Below are 16303 nucleotides of genomic sequence, written 5' to 3' on the forward strand. Positions count from 1 at the left end.
AATCTTCAATCTCTTTGCCGAGCGCTGCCATGACGGAGAGCCGCGGGCTTCGATATTCAGACAACAAAAACGCGGCCTGAGAGCCGCGTTTTTGTGAGCCGTTGAGTGAAAACTCACTCGGCATCGTAATCTTCAATCTCTTTGCCGAGCGCTGCCATGACGGAGAGCCGCGGGCTTCGATATTCAGACAACAAAAACGCGGCCTGAGAGCCGCGTTTTTGTTGAGCCATTGAGTGAAAACTCACTCGGCGTCGTAATCTTCAATCTCTTTGCCGAGCGCTTCCATGATGGCTCGGGCTTCAGCCGGAACGCTGTCCGGGTGATCCTTGCGCAAATCGTCGTCGCCGGGCAGTGGCTGGCCGGTGAACGCATGGAGAAAGGCCTCGCAGAGCAGTTCGCTGTTTGTCGCATGGCGCAGGTTGTTCACCTGGCGACGGGTACGCTCATCGGTCAACACTTTCAACACCTTGAGCGGGATCGAGACGGTAATCTTCTTGACCTGTTCACTCTTCTTACCGTGTTCCGCATAAGGGCTGACGTAGTCGCCGTTCCACTCTGTACCCATGATTCACCTGTTCTCATTTGGCCTTGAGCGCGGATTTTAACCCTTAAGGAAATCAATGGCAATCCAACAGCAAAGCCATTTAGACGTCTAGAAGTGTTGACGGCTTTATTGGGGTGGCGTAATGTCTTGTGCAATGGCGAGGATGGACTCGCACAAGGATGAGGAGAGAGAGATGACCCATAAGGCAACCCTGACGGTACGCACCGGCATAGAGACAGATACTCAGCATGGTGCCGTAGTGCCGCCCATCTATCTCTCCAGCAACTACACCTTTGCCGACTTCGGCGTGCCCCGTCAATACGATTATGCCCGCTCCGGTAACCCGACCCGTGGCAATCTGGCGGACGCGCTGGCGGCCCTGGAAGGGGGAGCGGGCGCCGTGGTGACCGGCACCGGCATGGGGGCCATCCATTTGGTGACCCAGGCCCTGTTGCAGGTTGGGGATCTGCTGATTGCCCCCCATGATTGCTACGGCGGTACCTGGCGCCTGTTTGAATTCCTGGCCGCAAAGGGCAACTACAGGGTCAAGTTCGTCGATCAGGGGAATGAGCAGGCCCTGGCCGCCGCCCTGGCCGAGGGGCCCAAGCTGGTCTGGGTCGAGACCCCCTCCAACCCGCTGTTGCGGGTAGTGGACGTGGCCGCCATCTGTGATGCCTCCCATGCCGTGGGCGCTCTGGTCGCGGTCGATAACACCTTCCTCTCTCCGCTGCTGCAACAGCCCCTGGCCCTCGGCGCCGATCTGGTGGTGCACTCCACCACCAAGTACATCAATGGTCACTCGGACGTGGTGGGGGGGGTGGCCATCGCCAAGGAGCAGGCGCTGGCCGATAGCCTGCTGTGGTGGGCCAACTGCCTGGGGCTGACCAGTGGCGCCTTCGATTCCTATTTGACCCTGCGCGGCCTGCGTACCCTGGGGCCCCGTCTGCGCACCCATCAGGAGAATACCCAGAGCATTCTGGCCTTCCTGCAGACCCAGCCCCTGGTGAAAACCATTTATCACCCCAGTCTGCCGACTCACCCCGGCCACGAGATAGCGCTGCGCCAGCAGTCCGGCTTCGGTGCCATGCTGAGCTTCGAGCTCGATTGCGACGAGGCGGGTCTGCGCGCCTTCCTCGGCGCCCTCAACTACTTCTCGGTGGCCGAGTCTTTAGGGGGGGTGGAGAGCCTGGTGGCCCACCCGGCCAGCATGACCCACAGGGCCATGAGCGCCGAGGCGCAGCAGGCGGCGGGGATCAGTCCCCAATTACTGCGGATCTCGATCGGCATAGAACACGGCGAGGATCTGGTCGCGGATCTGGCCCAGGCCCTGGCGGTCGCCGGGCAGGTGGCCGCGCAATGAGTCAGAGCAGTCAAGCCGCCGTCCTCGGTGGCCAAGCCACAACGGGTAGCACCAAGATGAGTGAAATAGTCAAGGAGGCCGAGGTGACGGTCAACGTTAAGCATCGGCAAGTACACAAGTTCGGTGGCAGCAGCCTGGCGGATCCCGTCTGTTATCGCCGGGTCGCGGCCATCGTCGAGCAACAGGGCAACGGCAGCGAGCTGATCGTGGTCTCGGCAGCGGGCAAGACCACCAACCGGCTGATCCAGCTGGTGGAGCTGGCCGAGGCGGGGGACGAGGCGGCCGGTGAGGCGCTCAACGCCCTGCGTGCCTATCAGCAAGGGTTGATCGATGGCCTGCTGGAAGGGGATTTGCACCAGAGCCTGACCGCTCAGCTCAACGGCGATATCAGCAGTCTGGGCCTGATCCTGGAGGGGCAGTTCGATCGCTTCGAGCGCAACGGCCTGCTCGCCTTCGGGGAAGTCTGGTCGGCGCGCCTCCTGGCCGCCTTGCTCAGCAGCCGTGGCGAACCCGCCATCTGGCTCGATGCCCGCAGCTTCCTGCGCGCAGAGGATGGCGCCCTGGTCAAGGTGGACGAGGTGCTCTCCCGTGAGCTGCTCAAGGCGCGGCTCGCCGAGCATGCTGGCCGCATCGTGGTGACAGGTTTTATCGCCGCCGACATGGAGGGGCGCTCTCTGCTGCTTGGCCGCAATGGTTCCGACTACAGTGCCAGCCTGCTGGCCCTGCTGGCCGATGGCGACTCCACCACCATCTGGAGCGACGTGGCCGGGGTCTACAGCGCCGATCCGCGCCGGGTCAAGGAGGCGCGCCTGCTGGAGCGGCTCAGTCTGGCCGAGGCCAACGAACTGGCTCGGCTGGGCTCCTCCGTGCTACATTCGCGTACCCTGCAACCGGTGGCGGATAGCCGCCAGCGGCTCACTCTGCGTTGCAGCTACAACCCCGACGAGGGCTGTACCCATATCTTGCGCCGCGCGCCGCGCAGCAACGGTGCCCGCATCGTCAACTCGGTGGATCAGATTGCGCTGATCGAGCTCAAGGTGCTGCCTCAGGGTGATTTCGAGCAGGCGGTCAAGAGCATAGAGGCCCATCTGGACCGTCATCGTCTCAGCCCGCTGACCCTGCAACGTCAGCCGGACAGGCGGGTGCTGCGCCTCGCCTATACCCTGGAAGTGGCGGTCGGCGCCTACGACCTGCTGCGGGACTTCCAGCTGCAGGGGGGCTTCACCGGCCTTATCCAGAAAGAGGGTTACAGCCTGGTCGCCCTGGTGGGAGCCGGGGTGACGGACAACGCCGAGCAGTGTCATCGCTTCTATCAACTGCTCTCGGATCAGCCCCAGGAGTTCGTGCAGGTCGCCAAAGATGGCCTGAGCCTGGTGGCCGTGCTGCGCCAGGTGGTGCTGGAGCCGCTGATGATAGCCCTGCACAGCGCCCTGTTCAGCCGCCCGACCCGGGTCGGCCTGGTGCTGTTTGGCAAGGGCAACATCGGCAGCCAGTGGCTCAACCTCTATGGCCGCGAGCAGGCTCGTCTCGAGCGCGAACTGAACGTGGCGCTCACCCTCTATGGGGTGTTCAACTCCCAGGGGGGGCTGCTGGATGAGGAGGGGCTGGATCCCGTCAAGGTGCAGCAGCACTTCGAGCCCAGCCCGCTCATCTGGCCAGAGCTGCTAAATCAGCTCGAACAGCACAGTTTCGACAGTCTGATCGCCCTGGATCTGACCGCCAGCGAGACGGTGAGTCGCTACTATCCCGACTTTGCCCAGCTCGGCTGCCACATCATCGCCGCCAACAAGTTCGCCGGTGCCGCCGAGAGCGAGTTCTATCAGCGCATCAAGCAGAGCTGTCGGGATCATCAGGTGCAGTGGCGCTACAACGCCACCGTCGGTGCCGGGCTGCCCATCCAGTCCAGCATCCAGATGCTGCGCCAGAGCGGGGATCGCATCCAGGGCGTGTCCGGCATCTTCTCCGGCACCCTGAGCTGGCTGTTCCAGCAATATGACGGCAGTCGTCCCTTCTCCGAGCTGGTGGACGACGCCTGGCAGCAGGGGTTGACCGAGCCGGATCCGCGCGAGGATCTCTCCGGCCAGGATGTGCGTCGCAAGCTGCTCATTCTGGCGCGGGAAGCGGGCTTCGAGCTGGATTCTGCCGATATCGAGCTGGAAAATCTGGTACCAGCGGCCCTGCGCAAGCTGTCGGTCGAGGAGTTCATGAACAGGCTGGGCGAGCTGGACGGCCCGCTGCAGGCGGCGTTCGAGGGGGCGCACCGGGTCGGCAAGGTGCTGCGTTTCGTGGCCCGTTTCGAACGAGGCGGCAAGGCGCGCGTCGGACTGGAGACCCTGGCACCGCACCACCCCTTCGCCAATCTGCTCCCTTGCGACAATGTGTTCGCCATCGAGAGCGACAGCTACCGCAGCAACCCCCTGGTCATTCAGGGGCCGGGGGCGGGGCGGGAGGTGACCGCCGGTGCCATCCAGTACGATCTCTGGCAGATCTGCGCCGAGCTGTAAGGCTATGACGGTGAACGGTGAACGGTGAACTGGCAGCAGTCATAGCTCAGTGAGATCTCCGACAGCGCTGCGTCAGCCTGTAAGGAGACGGTGGCGAGCTGATCCCTTGCAACCAGCCAACTGACCACCAAAGAGGCGCCTTCGGGCGCCTCTTTGCATGGCGCTAACCGGCTGGCCCGACTCACCACAGCAGCTGGCCGAGCAGGGGAGCGAGCAGCACGGTCACCATGCCCGCAATCATCATCACCATGCTGGCCACCACCCCCTCCTCGTTGCCCAGCTGATAGGCCTTGGCGGTGCCAGCCCCGTGGGCCGATGCGCCAAAACCCGCCCCCTTGCCGAGCTTGCTGCGGATGGCGAGACGGCGTAGCACCCCATCCCCCACCGCCATGCCTATCACCCCGGTCAGTACCACGAACAGCGCGGTCAGGTCGCTCTGACCCCCGACGCTCTTGCTCGCCTCGACGGCGAAGGGGGTGGTGATGGAGCGCATGGCGAGGCTGCGTTGCAGCAGATCCGAGAGCCCGAGCCAGCGAGCCAGCAGCACTGAGCTGCCCACCGCCATCACCACTGAGGCCAGGACCCCGATGGAGAGGGACAGCCAGTGTTTGCGCATCAGGGCCTTGTTCTCATACACGGGGATGGCGAAGGCGATCGTGGCCGGGCCCAGCAGCCAGAGCAGCCAGTGACTGTCGGCCATATAGGTCTCATAGGGGATGTGGCACGACAGCACCAGGGCGATCAGGAGAGCAGGGGCCAGCAGCAGGGGCATCAGCGGCAGTATGCGTTTGCGGCCATAGAGCCATTTGCTGAGGTAATAGAACAGCAGAGTGAGGGCCAGGCAGAGCAGGCTCAGGGTCTGGTTAGTCATGACGGCGCTGCCTGCGAGCCAGTTTGAGCTCGAGCCGGTAGACCCTGTCGACCACCAGGGCCGTGGTGCCGAGCACCAGCACAGTGCTGAGGCTTATCACCAGCAGGATGCGCAGCCCCTGATGCAGCAGCAGATCCTGATAGTTGACCACGGCCACCACGGCGGGCACGAAGAACAGCAGCATCTCGGCCAGTAGCCAGCGCGAGCCTGCGCTAAACCAGCGGGTCTTGACGATGCCGGTCAGGATCAGGGCGAGCAGGACCAGCATGCCGGTGAGATTGGCGGGCAAAGGCAGATGAAAGAGGCGCACTGCCGCATCGGCGAGCCACCAGATGGCGGCCAGCAGGGCGACCTGCAAGGGGGTGATAAACCAGAGGGGCAGAGCCATGAGAGAGGGCCATTCGGTAAGAAGGCTTTCAGTCTACCGCCGGACTAAACCTGCAAAAAATGAATTTAAATTATGAAGTTCATGCCAAATTGGCATGATACGACCTTGCCCCTGGAGGAGGAATCATGGATATCCGTGCCTTGCGTTACTTCGTCGAACTGGTGCGGGAGCAGAGCTTCACCCGCGCCTCCGAGAAGCTGTTCGTCACTCAGCCCACCATCAGCAAGATGATCCGCAGCCTGGAAGAGGAGGTGGGCCAGCCGCTGCTCAACCGGGAGGGGCGCCGCTTCACCCTGACCGACAGCGGCCAGGTGCTGTTCGCCCGTGCCCAGGAGATATTGACGCAGATGCAGCAGCTCGAGACCGAACTGGCGGATCTGCAGAGTCTCAAGGGGGGGCGCCTGGCGCTGGGCATGCCCCCCATGGTGGGGCATGTCTATGCCGATCTGATCCGTACCTATCGCCAGCGTTACCCGGCCATAGAGCTCTCCATCGTGGAATATGGCGGGCGTCGCATCGAACAGGCGGTGCTGGAGGGGGAGCTGGACTTGGCCATCACCATGTTGCCGACCCGGGAAACGGGGGCACTCAACGCCCTGGTACTGGCCAGCTATCCGATCCAGGTGGTGCTACCAGCCGAGCCGCACTGGCGCGAGCGGGCCTGCGTCCGTTTCTCGGATCTGCGCGACGAGCCGCTGCTGCTCTATACCCAGGCTTTCACCCTGAGCGATCGCATCGCGCAGGCTTGTCTGGATGCAGGGTTCAGCCCTCAGGTGGCGGCCCGCAGCAGTCAGTGGGACTTTCTCACCGCCATGGTGCGCAGTGGCATGGGGGTCGCCTTCCTGCCAGAGCCCGTCTGTCGTCGCCTGAACCCGGAGGGTCTGCTGCTCAGACCCCTGTTGCCGGAGCTGAGCTGGCAACTCGGGGTGATCTGGCCCCAGGGCCGCTATCTGTCACGCAGTGCCGAAGCCTGGCTGGTGCTCTGCCGTGAGTTCCAGGCAGGCTAAGGCTGGGTGTTGGATCCGCAGGGTTGAGGCTCTCTTGCTCGGCCACTTCGCTCTCTACGCCGCTATCCATCAGGACTTGTCCCGATCTGCTGTGTCCAGCAATCCATATGACGCAGTGCGCATCAGGGCCCCGAGTCGTCGGCAGAGTTGGCGCAGGGTCTGATTGTCGAGGCAGCCAAAGCCGAGCAGCCAGCCCTCCAGCCTGGGCTCCCCCAGATAGAACTGACGCAAGGGGCGCAGCCCCAGCCCGAGGGCATTGGCAGCCTGAGTCCAGCGGGCCTCGCCGCCCGGGGGCAGCAGCACGGCGCACTGCAGGCCGGCGCCGCTGTGGATGGGGGTCAGTTGGGGGCAGTGTTCGGCCAGTTCGCTCAGCAGCAGATCCCGGCGACTCTGGTAGAGCAGGCGGCTCTGGCGCAGATGGGTGGCGAAGTGGCCGGCCCGGATAAAGTCCGCGGTGACCGCCTGCTGCAACTGGTTGCTGTGGCCATCGAAGGCGGCGCGGGCCCGGCTGAAGGCCTCCATCAGCGGGCGCGGCAGCACCAGATAGGCGAGGCGCAACGAGCCGAACAGCACCTTGCTGAAGGTGCCCACATAGATGACCCGCCCCTGGCTGTCGAGCCCCTGCAAGGCGGGCAGCGGGCGCTGATCATACTGATACTCCCCGTCGTAATCGTCTTCCAAAATCCAGGCGCCGTGCCGCTCGGCCTCGGCCAGCAATGTCATCCGCCGTGGCAGGCTCATGGGCACGCCGAGGGGATACTGATGGGCCGGGGTGCAGTAGATGAGCCGGGGCTGCGGATGCTCCCCCGCCGGGTCGAGGCCCTCTTCGTCCACCGGCACCGGGTGAATGCAGGCGCCGGCACTCTCCAGTGCGGTTCTGGCTCCCGGATAACCGGGGTCTTCGACCCAGACGCTGTCGCCTGCGTCGATGAGCAGCTGGGTCGCCAGCAAGATCCCCTGCTGGGAGCTGGTGAGGATCAGGATCTGCTCCGGCTCGCACTGCACCCCCCGCGACTGCACCAGATAGCTGCTGATGGCGGCGCGCAGCTCCCCTAAGCCTTGCGGATCCCCGTAGTTCATCCAGTCGCTGGCGCGCTGGCGCCACTGCTGTTGCATCAAGCGGCCCCAGAGCGCCTGGGGAAAGATGCGCGGATCCGGCTGGCTGGAGGCAAAGGAGACGCCGACCTCGGGGGCATCGTGACAGGCACCGCCTGCCGCCATCTCCTGACCGCGACGGGATAGTCCGGCCGCCGACTGGGGCGGCCTTGGAGTGGGCCGCACCGCCGCCAGGGCGACGAAGCTGCCGGCCCCCACCTTGCGCACCAGATAGCCCTCGGCCTCCAGTCGGCCATAGGCCAGCTCCACCGTGCTGCGGGAGATGCCGAGATCCCGGGCCAGCATGCGGCTGGCGGGCAGCCGACTGTGCTGGGGCAGGTGACCGGCCAAGATGGCGCTACGTAATGTGCGTACCAGCTGCTCGTGCAGTGGCAGATCGTTTTGTTGCTGGTCGGCAAACAGGGTAGGCAGGGCGGTCATGATGGCCTCCGGGTGAGTGGGGGCTGGTGACCGGCCAAGATGGCGCCGCGCAGAGTGCGCACCAGCTGCTCGTGGAGCGGCAAACTATTTTGTTGCTGGTCGGCAAACAGGGTAGGCAGGGCGGTCATGGCAGTCTCCGGGTGAGCGGGGGCAGGTGACCGGCCAAGATGGCGCTACGCAGAGTGCGCACCAGCTGTTCGTGCAGTGGCAGATCGTTCTGTTGCTGGTCGGCAAACAGGGTAGGCAGGGCGGTCATGGCAGTCTCCGGACAGGGCTGTCAGCCCATCAAAATTGGTCTGCTTATATTGGCAAAATTGGTCGGCGTGGCAAGGCCATTATGACGCTACATTGAGGGTCAGAGAATGGAGTGCAACCACCACAAGGAGTCGGGATGTCAGAGTTCAGTGCCATCATCAGCTGGCAACGGGGGGCCGGCGAGCCCTTCGTCGATCAGCGTTACAGTCGGGCCCATGAGTGGGAGTTTGACGGCGGCGTCAGGGTGCCCGCCTCCTCCTCCCCCCATGTGGTGCCCTTGCCCTTTTCGGTGGCGGAGCATGTCGATCCGGAGGAGGCCTTCGTCGCCTCGCTCTCCAGTTGTCACATGCTGACCTTCCTCTGGCTGGCGGCCAAGGCGCGCTATCTGGTGGAAGACTACCGCGATAAGGCGGTCGGGGTCATGGAGCCGGACGAGCGGGGCCGCCAGTCGATCACCAGGGTCACCCTGCGCCCCCGGGTACTGTTTGCTGGTGAGCGCCAGCCGAGCCTGGTCGAACTGGAGCGGCTGCACCATCAGGCCCACGAGCAGTGCTTTATCGCCAACTCGGTGAGAACCGAGATCACCACAGAAGTCGCGCTATATCAGGAGCCGGTATGAGTCATGTATTGAGCACGGGAGTGGCCAGCCCGCAGGAGGCCAGCGCCTTCTTCGAGGCCCAGCTGAAATTTCGCACCGACCCGGCCGATCTCGCCGCCGATCTGTTAAACGCAGAGGCGGGTGAGGAGGGGCGCATCGTCGTCATCGACACCCGCTCCCCTGAACATTATGCCGAGGGCCATATTCCGGGGGCCGTCTCTTTTCCCCATCGCACCATGAGCCCGGTCACCACGGCCGGGCTGGCGCGAGACAAGGTCTATGTCTGCTACTGCGATGGCATCGGCTGCAACGGCTCGACCCAGGGGGCCCATAAGCTGGCCGCGCTGGGTTTTCAGGTCAAGGAGCTGATCGGCGGCCTGCATTGGTGGCGTCAGGACGGTTTCGCCGTCGCCACCGGCAGCGAGGCCGGTGTCTTGCAAGAAGGAGGGATAGCCTGTGGCTGCTAACAACGTTACCTCTCATATCACTAACGAATTCAATCAACCCCTGGGCGCTGTGGTGCCGGATTGGACGGGGGCCGAGTTTCCCCCTCATCAGCTGATGAGGGGCTGGGGCTGCCGGTTGGAGCCCCTTGACCCCGGGCTGCACGGCGGCCCGCTGTGGCAGGCGTTCAGTGCCGATGATGGGGCCATGTGGACCTACCTCACCAGCGGCCCCTTCGCGGACGAGTCGGCCATGCTGGCCTGGTTGCAGCAGTGCGCTGCCAAGGTCGATCCCCAGTTCTATGTCATTGTCGATGAGCCGAGCGGCAAGGCGCTGGGGCTCGCCAGCTACCTGCGTATCGATCCTGCCGCTGGCAGCATAGAAGTGGGCTGGCTGCACTTCTCCCCCGCCATGCAGCGCACCCGCCTCTCGACCGCCGCCATGGCACTGATGATGGGGCGGGCCTTTGCCCTGGGCTATCGTCGCTACGAGTGGAAGTGCAACGAGCTCAACCTGCCCTCCCGCCAGGCGGCGCTGCGGCTCGGGTTCAGTTACGAGGGCACCTTCCGCCAGGCCAGGGTCGACAAGGGCCGTTCCCGCGATACCGCCTGGTTCTCGGTGATCGACAGCGAGTGGCCCGCACTGGCGGCCAGTTTCGAGGGTTGGCTGGCCGATGACAACTTCGATGGGCAGGGGCGCCAGCGGCTGCGGCTCTCGGATCTGACCGCCGCCTGCCACCCCGAGGGGGAGTGACGCGGGCAGCGGGTTGTCGGGTCGCCATATCCTAGGTCCGATGACGTGACTCGAACCCGCCGATCGACAAAACGAAAGAGGCCCCGGATGCGGGGCCTCTTCTATGCACGCTACTGCTTAGTCATGGTGCTCGTCCCTTAGTGTTCACCGATGGGCGCGGCGATCCACTTCAGAAGGCGAAGCATATCTTGCGGCGCCACCCCGACCGAGAGGCCGCGCTTGCCGCCGCTCACCAGGATCTCGTCAAACTGCAGGGCGGAGTCATCGAGCACGGTGGGCAACAGCTTCTTCTGGGCCAGCGGGCTGATGCCCCCCACCTTGTAACCGGTCAGCTTCTCGGCCTCCGCAGGCTTCATCATCTCCACCTTCTTGAGGCCCGCCGCCTTGGCGAGCTGCTTGAGGCTGCACAGGCCCGATGAGGGCACTATGGCCACCACCGCCTGCTTGTCGTGATGGGCGATCAGGGTCTTGAACACTTGCGCTTCGGGCAGGCCGAGTTGAGTCGCGGCATGTTTGCCAAAGTCATCGTGGGCCTCGCACTCATAGGGATAGAGCTTATGGGGGATCTTTAGCTTTTTCAGCAAGTTGATAGCGGGGGTCATCAGATTTCCTCGAGCCTGAGCAAGGCCAAATAGTCTGCTCCTGCAAGGGGATGGATGCAAGTTGATAGCGTTTGTCTATTTGTTCCCCGTAGGCCGTACATGTATTGTGGTTACCTACGGGGCAACTTAAATAAAGTATATAAATCTATTTAAGATAGAATTATTTGTTCCATGCAACCTGAACCAATCCAGTCTGATGAACTCTCAGTGGCAGAGTAAATCCGGATGCGCTGTTGCTATAGTCCCAGTAACCGTGAATGTTCCCCATCTGCTGATCAAGATATTTGGTGTTGGCTATTATAAGTAGCTTGTATGCACCACTTTTAGGAAATGAGCCAGTCAAAGTTTGAGCTTCTGGGGTACCACCTTTTTTCATCTCCACAGGAGAACCATCTGGACCAAACATAAAGGGATCTGCTAGTACGGCCCACTTTCTGAAGCCAAGGCAGTCACACAGTGATGCGATGGTAAGAGAAAAGTCGGAGTTCTCTTTCCCGGTTAATTCTACGATTTCAAAATATTCAACCCTATCTTCTCTGATGATCTTTGGTGAGGCATCCTTGTCTATGTTGATGTTTTTAAAATCATCTTTACTGATTTCAAGAATGGGGGATGTGTCTCTTACTGCGGTACTAATATCATGAAATGTACCAATGCTCTCTGCTTTATTCCTAGTGTTTCCCATCATGCTGACGCAACCACTCAATAATAATAGCGTGGATAACATTACAATAGATTTGATGTTCATATTTATTACCACTGACTGTATTTTAATTTAAGACCATTATTTGGTCTATCTTTGTATCAATATTTGTTTTTATGCATGGTTAATGTTTCTTAAAACGCCATTTTTCTGATAGAAAATATAGTGTTTATTGTCAGCAAAAAGGTGATAAAGATTCTATAACCAAAGGCAGCTAAGGCTCCCACTGGAAACCATTTTGGTCAAGTAAGTCTCATCAAAAGTGCACTAGGTATCACTATTCATATCTGCATCAGCCCTCTTAGCAATGGATCTGCGTATTTATCCGCCGATTGGAGAAGTAAAAGGGCGCCACAGTGGCGCCCTTTGTCATTGCGGGGAGCTTGATAGCCCCGTCTATCAACCGGTATTGCGCATACCGGCGGCGATACCGGCGATGGTGACCATCAGCGCCTGATCGATCTCCTCGTGCAGGGATCCCGGGTTGCTGCGCGAGCGGTTGAGCAGCTCGGCTTGCAACACGTTGAGGGGATCCGTGTAGGGGTTGCGCAGCTTGATGGACTCCTTGATCCAGGGTTGATCGTCGAGCAAGTCTCCCTGGGGACGAAGAGCCAGCACCAATTCGGCGGCCGCTTCCAGTTCGGCGCGCAGCTGCTTGCCCAGCGGCCAGAGGCTTTCGGGTACCAGACGGGTGTCATAGTACTCCGCCAACCAGGTATCGGCCTTGAGGAACACCATCTCCAGCATCTCGAGGCGAGTGCGGAAGAAGGGCCATTGACGGCTCATCTCTTCCAGCACGGACTGGTGACCGCTGTCGATGGCTTGCTTCAGGCCCTCATGGGCACCGAGCCAGGCCGGCAGCATCAAGCGGTTCTGGGTCCAGGCGAAGATCCAGGGAATGGCGCGCAGGCTCTCGACGCCGCCATTGGGCTTGCGCTTGGCGGGACGGGAGCCGAGCGGCAGCTTGCCGAGCTCCATCTCGGGGGTGGCGGCGCGGAAGTAGGGCACGAAGTCCGGGTGGCCGCGCACTATGCTGCGGTAGTGTTCGCAGGAGGCCTCGGCCACCTGTTCGATCACGGTGCGCCAGCTCTCTTTGGGCTTGGGCGGCGGCAGCAGGTTGCCCTCCAGCACGGCGCTGGTGTAGAGGTTCAGGCTGTTGATGGCGACTTTCGGCAGGCCGAACTTGAAGCGGATCATCTCGCCCTGTTCGGTGACCCGCAGGCCGCCGCGCAGGGATCCTGGCGGTTGAGACAAGATAGCCTGATGGGCGGGGGCGCCACCGCGACCGACGGTACCGCCACGGCCATGGAACAGGGTGAGCCGTACCTTGTTGGTTTCGGCCAGGGCCACCAGGGATTCCATGGCGGCGTACTGGGCCCAACCGGCGGCCATCATGCCCGCATCTTTCGCAGAGTCCGAGTAGCCGATCATCACGTACTGGCGACCCTGGATGTAACCGCGATACCAGTCAACCGACAGCAGGCGATCCATCACCTGGGTGCCTGCCATCAGGTCTTCCTGGGTCTCGAACAGGGGGGCAACCGGCATGCGGAACTTGCAACCCGCTTCCTTGAGCAAGAGTTGCACCGCCAGTACGTCCGAGGGGGCACCGGCCATGGAGATGATGTAGATGCCGAAGGCGTCCGGATCATGGGCGGCGATCACCTTGCAGGTGTCGATGGTCTCCTTGGTCTCTGCGCTCGGCTCCCAGTCGACGGGCAGCAGGGGGCGGCGCGAGTTGAGTTCATTGAGCAGGAAAGCCTGCTTGTCGTCCTCGCTCCACTCGGCGTAGTCGCCCATGCCCAGATAACGGGTCAGCTCGGAGAAGACCTGACCGTGACGCTCGCCATCCTGACGGATATCGAGCTTGACCAGATGGATGCCGAAACAGGCCAGCTTGCGCAGCACGTCCAGCAGCATGCCGTCGGCGATGTTGCCCATGCCGCAGGCGTGCAGGGAGTGGTAGCAGAGCTCCAGGGGCTCGCGCAGCTGGGCCGTGGTCTTGACCAGATCCCGGCTCTCGCTCGCCTGATCCTGCACCTTGGCGGTGAGGAACTCCTGGGTCTCGCGCAACTGCTCACGCAGCTCACGGATCAGGGCACGGTAGGGTTCGGCGCTGTCGCCCACGCGCTCGCGCACGGCCTGGGTGCAGTCAGACATGGAGAGCTCAGAGGTGAGCTCCTTGATGTCTTTGTAGAACAGGCTCACCGCCATCCAGCGGCCCAGTTCCAGTACCTCGGCGGTCACCTTGGCGGTGACGAAGGGGTTGCCGTCACGGTCACCCCCCATCCAGGAGGTGAACTTGACCGGGGCGGCGTCCAGGGGCAGGCGCACCCCCAGGTGCTGCTGCAGCCGTTCGTCCAGGTTGCGCATGAATTCGGGGATGGCGGGCCAGAGGCTGTTTTCCACCACGGCGAAGCCCCATTTGGCTTCATCGACCGGGGTCGGACGCTGCACCCGGATCTCGTTGGTGTGCCAGGCCTGATTGACCAGCTGTTCGATGCGGCTCTGGATCTTGTCCCGCTCGCGGGGCAACAGATCGGACAGCTCAAGGGCTTCCAGGCAGTCGTTGAGCTGCACATGCTTGTGGATCAGGGTACGACGGGTCACCTCGGTCGGGTGAGCGGTCAGCACCAGGTCGATATCCAGCTCGCGCACGGCCTGGATGATGGCTTCCTGGGAGAGGTTGGACGCCTTGAGCTTGGCGAACATCTCCTCCAGGGGATCCGGGGTACAAATATGCTCTTCGCAATGGCGGGAGATGGTGTGGAACTGTTCGGCCACGTTGGCCAGATTGAGGAATTGGCTGAAGGCGCGTGCCACGGGCAGCAGCTCGTCGTCCGAGAGATTGCGCAGGATGTCGAGCAACCGCTCACGGTCTGCTTCATTACCCTTGCGAGAGGACTTGGCCAGTTGGCGAATGGTCTCGATCTTGTCGAGGAAGGCTTGGCCCTGATGGTCCTTGATGGATTTGCCCAGCAACTGGCCCAACATGCCTACGTTGGCGCGTAGTGCTGCGTAAGTATCGTTCATTCCACATCCTTATTTTTGTTGGTGCCCGGCCGCCGCTCCTCGGCATGGGGCTGCCCCACTTATTGTTGTGCGATTACAACATATGCTCCGTCATCTTAGGGGGACAATCTACCCAGATTGTCTGCGCAAGGTCAAATAACAAGCCAATTAAGAACATGTATTTTCGATAGTTCCCTGGCATGGCTGAGTCCTTTCGTCCCCCTCGTTGTCATGTAACTTTCCTACATATCCGGTTGCGCCTCCCTACGCTCGGTTGCACCTGTTGCGAATGAATCGCTAGCCGCATCAGCAAGGATGCCATGCACACTTCGCCATGGGTACCGGTCAGGGCTAGACGCAGAAGCGGCGGACCAGATGTTGCAACACCGCCTTGGTGGGCTCGACGAAGGAGAGATCCAGGTACTCGTCCGGCTGGTGTGCCTGGGCGATGTGACCAGGGCCCATCACTATGGTCTGACAGCCGAGCTGCTGGATGAAGGGCGCCTCGGTGCAGTAGTTGACCGATTCGGCGCGCTTGCCGCTCGCCAACTCGGCTTCGCGCACCAGCAAGGAGGCATCGTCGCAGGCGTAGGCAGGGATGGGTTCGTGCAGGTGTTGCAGGTGCAGGCAGCCCGGCTGATGGATTTCGATGGGGGCGAGCGCCTCTTTGAGCAAGCCCAGCAGCTCGTCGGGACCGACCTGGGGAGTGGGGCGCATGTCGATGTGCAACTCGCAACAACCGCAGATGCGATTCGGGCTATCGCCCCCCTGGATGTACCCCAGATTCAGGGTAGGTTGCGGTACTTTGAAGCGGTGATCTGCATACTTATCCTTGAGGCTGCGTTGCAGCGCCAATACCTGACCCATGGCCTGATGCATGATCTCCAGGGCGTTGATGCCGTTGGCGGGATCCGAGCTGTGACCGCTCTTGCCCGTGATGCGGATGGCTTCCGACATATGGCCCTTGTGGGCGACCACGGGCACCAGGCCGGTGGGTTCGCCTATCACCGCATAGTCGGGTTTGAGCTCGGCGGCCGCAGCGATGGCGCGAGCCCCTGCCATGGTGGTCTCCTCGTCGGCGGTGGCCAGGATGCGCAGGGGCTTGTTGAGGGTCTTGAGATCGATCTCCTTGAGCGCCTCGACGATAAAGGCGAAGAAGCCCTTCATGTCGATGGTGCCCAGACCATAGAGGCGATTGCCCTCTTCGGTCACCTTGAAGGGATCCTTGCGCCAGGCACCCTGGTCAAACGGCACCGTATCGGTATGGCCTGCCAGCAGCAGACCGCCTTCTCCCTGACCATAGGTGGCGACCAGATTGAACTTGCCGGGCAGCTCCGCCAGTGGCGTCACCTCACAGTGAAACCCGAGTTGGCCGAACCAGTCGGCCAGCAACCGGATCACTCCTTCGTTGCTCTGATCCCACTTGGGATCCGTGCTGCTGATAGAGGGTATTGCAATAATATTCTTATAAAGTGAAAAAAAATCCTGATTGGCCACTAGCTCCTCCTTGCACCCTCGGAAGGTTTCTGTTAGAAAATACAAATGCAAACTGAGTGAATGAATATTCTATTCTTGCGCTCACCGATAAGGCTCTAGTTGTAAGGGAAAGTCAATGTTCTGTCACCTGATCTATCACCGACGACGCAACCCCGCCTGAATTGCCTCCGCATGAGCTGACCCGCTCGTTGCACCCTTGCTACGCAAGAATGGAGAGGCGATTCACGGC

16 protein-coding genes are annotated in these 16303 nt (G+C 61.7%); 6 read left to right on the top strand and 10 right to left on the bottom strand.

The genetic code is table 11. The annotated features are described in order from the left end of the window. Window positions 1–241 precede the first annotated feature (241 nt). Window positions 242–565 (bottom strand): met regulon transcriptional regulator MetJ, encoded by a 324-nt coding sequence (metJ, locus tag M2367_RS13275; RefSeq protein WP_005891844.1) that lies wholly within the window; start codon window positions 563–565, stop codon window positions 242–244. Window positions 566–737: 172 nt separating this feature from the next. Here metJ and metB point away from each other — a divergent pair, with 172 nt between their 5' ends. Together metB and M2367_RS13285 are read left to right on the top strand one after the other, a co-directional pair. Continuing rightward, entirely contained in the window at window positions 738–1904 is a 1167-nt protein-coding gene (gene metB, locus M2367_RS13280) for a cystathionine gamma-synthase (protein WP_259236947.1), read from the top strand. Window positions 1905–1960: 56 nt separating this feature from the next. Next, the gene (locus M2367_RS13285) at window positions 1961–4408 is read left to right on the top strand and encodes a bifunctional aspartate kinase/homoserine dehydrogenase II (RefSeq protein ID WP_259237057.1); all 2448 of its coding nucleotides are present in this window, start codon (window positions 1961–1963) and stop codon (window positions 4406–4408) included. Between the two features lie 181 nt (window positions 4409–4589). Here the strand turns inward: M2367_RS13285 and M2367_RS13290 are convergent, their stop codons facing one another. Together M2367_RS13290 and M2367_RS13295 are read right to left on the bottom strand one after the other, a co-directional pair. Further along, window positions 4590–5279, bottom strand: coding sequence for an LrgB family protein (locus tag M2367_RS13290; RefSeq protein WP_224431370.1), 690 nt, complete (start codon window positions 5277–5279; stop codon window positions 4590–4592). Next, window positions 5272–5667: a CidA/LrgA family protein gene (locus M2367_RS13295; protein WP_224431369.1), complete on the bottom strand. Its 396-nt coding sequence runs from the start codon at window positions 5665–5667 to the stop codon at window positions 5272–5274. The genes M2367_RS13290 and M2367_RS13295 overlap by 8 nt, the downstream gene beginning before the upstream one ends. Window positions 5668–5792: 125 nt before the next feature. Here M2367_RS13295 and M2367_RS13300 point away from each other — a divergent pair, with 125 nt between their 5' ends. Next, window positions 5793–6674: a LysR family transcriptional regulator gene (locus tag M2367_RS13300; protein WP_259236948.1), complete on the top strand. Its 882-nt coding sequence runs from the start codon at window positions 5793–5795 to the stop codon at window positions 6672–6674. Between the two features lie 69 nt (window positions 6675–6743). Here the strand turns inward: M2367_RS13300 and M2367_RS13305 are convergent, their stop codons facing one another. From M2367_RS13305 to M2367_RS13315, 3 genes are read right to left on the bottom strand one after another with little or no spacing between them, the layout of a single operon-like run. Further along, window positions 6744–8210 (bottom strand): PLP-dependent aminotransferase family protein, encoded by a 1467-nt coding sequence (locus M2367_RS13305; protein WP_259236949.1) that lies wholly within the window; start codon window positions 8208–8210, stop codon window positions 6744–6746. Then, complete coding sequence (locus M2367_RS13310) at window positions 8207–8338, bottom strand: hypothetical protein (protein WP_259236950.1); 132 nt, start codon at window positions 8336–8338, stop codon at window positions 8207–8209. The genes M2367_RS13305 and M2367_RS13310 overlap by 4 nt, the downstream gene beginning before the upstream one ends. Beyond that, window positions 8335–8466, bottom strand: a complete 132-nt coding sequence (locus M2367_RS13315; RefSeq protein WP_259236951.1) for a hypothetical protein — start codon at window positions 8464–8466, stop codon at window positions 8335–8337. Before M2367_RS13315 ends, M2367_RS13310 begins: the two co-directional genes overlap by 4 nt. Window positions 8467–8601: 135 nt before the next feature. Between M2367_RS13315 and M2367_RS13320 the strand changes: the two genes are divergently transcribed. Genes M2367_RS13320 through M2367_RS13330 form a run of 3 tightly spaced genes read left to right on the top strand, consistent with a single transcriptional unit; the run spans window position 8602 to window position 10260 of the window. Then, window positions 8602–9084: an OsmC family protein gene (locus tag M2367_RS13320; RefSeq protein WP_259236952.1), complete on the top strand. Its 483-nt coding sequence runs from the start codon at window positions 8602–8604 to the stop codon at window positions 9082–9084. Further along, window positions 9081–9530 carry a rhodanese-like domain-containing protein gene (locus M2367_RS13325; RefSeq protein WP_042044283.1) on the top strand — a complete coding sequence of 150 codons (450 nt, stop codon included), beginning with the start codon at window positions 9081–9083 and terminating at the stop codon, window positions 9528–9530. Before M2367_RS13320 ends, M2367_RS13325 begins: the two co-directional genes overlap by 4 nt. After that, window positions 9520–10260 carry a GNAT family N-acetyltransferase gene (locus M2367_RS13330; protein WP_259236953.1) on the top strand — a complete coding sequence of 247 codons (741 nt, stop codon included), beginning with the start codon at window positions 9520–9522 and terminating at the stop codon, window positions 10258–10260. Before M2367_RS13325 ends, M2367_RS13330 begins: the two co-directional genes overlap by 11 nt. A gap of 137 nt (window positions 10261–10397) precedes the next feature. Here M2367_RS13330 and ybaK read toward each other — a convergent pair whose 3' ends face one another. From ybaK to argE, 4 genes are all read right to left on the bottom strand, one after another. Further along, window positions 10398–10862: a Cys-tRNA(Pro) deacylase gene (ybaK, locus tag M2367_RS13335; protein WP_259236954.1), complete on the bottom strand. Its 465-nt coding sequence runs from the start codon at window positions 10860–10862 to the stop codon at window positions 10398–10400. Between the two features lie 160 nt (window positions 10863–11022). Further along, window positions 11023–11610, bottom strand: a complete 588-nt coding sequence (locus tag M2367_RS13340; RefSeq protein WP_259236956.1) for a hypothetical protein — start codon at window positions 11608–11610, stop codon at window positions 11023–11025. 354 nt (window positions 11611–11964) lie between these two features. Next, entirely contained in the window at window positions 11965–14598 is a 2634-nt protein-coding gene (ppc, locus tag M2367_RS13345) for a phosphoenolpyruvate carboxylase (protein WP_042044280.1), read from the bottom strand. 330 nt (window positions 14599–14928) lie between these two features. Beyond that, the gene (argE, locus tag M2367_RS13350) at window positions 14929–16074 is read right to left on the bottom strand and encodes an acetylornithine deacetylase (protein WP_259236957.1); all 1146 of its coding nucleotides are present in this window, start codon (window positions 16072–16074) and stop codon (window positions 14929–14931) included. Window positions 16075–16303: the final 229 nt, after the last annotated feature.

The organism is Aeromonas sp. BIGb0445 (assembly GCF_024809075.1).
GTDB lineage: Bacteria > Pseudomonadota > Gammaproteobacteria > Enterobacterales > Aeromonadaceae > Aeromonas > Aeromonas rivuli.